The organism is Mesorhizobium sp. M2C.T.Ca.TU.002.02.1.1 (assembly GCF_003997225.1).
In genome coordinates this window covers 1-2,161 of sequence record NZ_RZTO01000943.1, presented here as the reverse complement: position 1 = coordinate 2,161, position 2,161 = coordinate 1, and the positions used below count along the sequence as shown (strand labels likewise).

Sequence of the window (2,161 nt, the reverse complement as noted above, 5' to 3'; positions counted from 1 at the left end):
TTCACCAACCGCTGGCCTGACCGTCACCGCAGCACCGACGGAACCGAAAAGCGGCGCTCGGCATTCAACGCGGGGTGGGGTCTTGATGAGCTGACGAATGCGCGGACATCCGCCTCGCCGGCTCGGAAGCGAGAGCGACCCGCCCGTGAAGTTCTTAGCAACTGCCGTTTTCGCTTTCGTAACAAGCTTGCTGCTGGCGACTTCTCCGGTGCGCGCCATCGAACTGTCGATCGTGTCGGGCGACACCGGCAACGGCATAAAGGTGCTGCGCGAGATCCTCGACCGTTACGAGAAGAAGAGCGGCAACAAGGTCGACATCGTCGTCATCCCGCCCTCGACCACCGACCAGTTCGGCCAATACCGGCTGTGGCTTGCCGCCGGCAGCAGCGACATCGATGTCTACCAGACCGACGTCATCTGGGCGCCGCAGCTGGCCAGCCAACTGGTCGACCTGACCGAGGCGACCAGGGATGTGGCGGGCGCGCATTTCCCGTCGATCATCCAATCGCAGACGGTCAACGGCAGGCTGGTCGCCCTGCCGATCTTCACCGATGCGCCGGCGCTCTATTACCGCAAGGATCTGCTCGACAAATATCACGCCAAGGTGCCGACCACCTGGAAGGAATTGCAGGACACCGCCAAGCTTGTCGTGGACAAGGAGCGGGCGGCCGGCAACAGGGACCTCTGGGGCTATGTCTTCCAGGGCAATGCCTATGAGGGGCTGACCTGCAACGCGCTCGAATGGGTGATGTCGGATGGCGGCGGCCGGATCATCGAGTCGGACGGCCGCATCTCCATCGACAATCCAAAGGCGGCGGCGGCGCTCGACAGGGTCAAGGGCTGGATCGGCACGATCGCGCCGCCGGGCGTGCTTGCCTATCAGGAGGAGGAAGCGCGCGGCGTCTGGCAGACCGGCAATGCCGTCTTCATGCGCAACTGGCCCTATGCCTATGCGCTCGGCAACAGCGAGAATTCGCCGATCAAGGGCAAGTTCGACGTCGCGCCGCTGCCAGCCGGCGATAGCGGGCATCCGGTCGCGACGCTGGGCGGCTGGAACCTCGCCGTCTCCAAATATTCGAAACATCCCGATGCGGCGATCGACCTGGTCAAGTTCATCGCCTCGCCCGAGATGCAGAAATACCGGACGCTGAAGACGTCCAACCTGCCGACCATCGCAGCGCTCTATGACGATCCCGACATCGCCCGGCAGCAGCCGATCGTGCCGCGCTGGAAACCGATCTTCCTCAACGCGCAGCCGCGTCCTTCGGCGACCGCCAGGATCAAATACAACGAGGCATCGAGCCAGTTCTGGACGGCCGTGCACAACACGATCTCCGGGAACGGAACCGCCGCCGACAATCTGGCCGAGCTCGAGGCGAGGCTGAACAGGCTGAAAGGCAAGGGCTGGTGAGCGCGGCAGGACGATCGCCGCTGATGCGCCGGCGCGTGCGCACGGCCTGGCTGTTCCTTGCGCCGATGCTCTTCGTGCTCGCCGTCGTCGCCGGCTGGCCGTTCCTGCGCACGGTCTATTACAGCTTCACCGACGCCTCGCTGGCCGATCTCGATGCCCGGCAATGGGTGGGTTTCGACAATTATTTCTCGCTGTTGCGACTGCCGAACGGCCGGGTTCTCTATGACGGGCTGCTGGTCGATCCGGTCTGGTGGCGCGCGGTGTGGAACACGGTGCGCTTCGCCGTGGTGTCGGTGGCTTGCGAGACGGTGCTCGGCATGGTCGTCGCGCTTGCGCTCAACGCCGAATTCCCGGGGCGCGGCATCGTGCGGGCGGCGATCCTCATCCCCTGGGCGATCCCGACCATCGTCTCGGCCAAGATGTGGCAGTGGATGCTCAACGACCAGTTCGGCATCATCAACGTCGTTCTCCTCAACCTTGGCCTGATCCACGACAAGATCGCCTGGACCGCCAGCGCCGACACCGCGATGATCGCGGTGCTCGTCGTCGATATCTGGAAGTCGACGCCGTTCATGGCGCTGCTGATCCTGGCTGCGCTGCAGATGCTGCCGCGCGAGATCCTCGAAGTGGCGAAGCTCGACGGCGCCAGCCCCTGGCAGGTCTTCCGATGGGTGACGCTGCCGCTGATCCGCCCGGCGGTGATGGTGGCGGTGATCTTCCGCGCGCTCGACGCGCTGCGCATCTTCGACC

At 64.6% G+C, this 2,161-nt stretch carries 2 protein-coding genes; both read left to right on the top strand.

Annotation, left to right across the window (positions count from 1 at the left end):
* Nucleotides 1-208: 208 nt before the first annotated feature.
* On the top strand, nucleotides 209-1,411 hold the full coding sequence (locus tag EOD07_RS31790) for an ABC transporter substrate-binding protein (RefSeq protein WP_245470566.1): 1,203 nt from the start codon (nucleotides 209-211) through the stop codon (nucleotides 1,409-1,411).
* A gap of 23 nt (nucleotides 1,412-1,434) precedes the next feature.
* Nucleotides 1,435-2,161, top strand: a 727-nt coding sequence (locus EOD07_RS31785; protein WP_164772738.1) for a sugar ABC transporter permease, incomplete at its 3' end; no start/stop codon positions are given.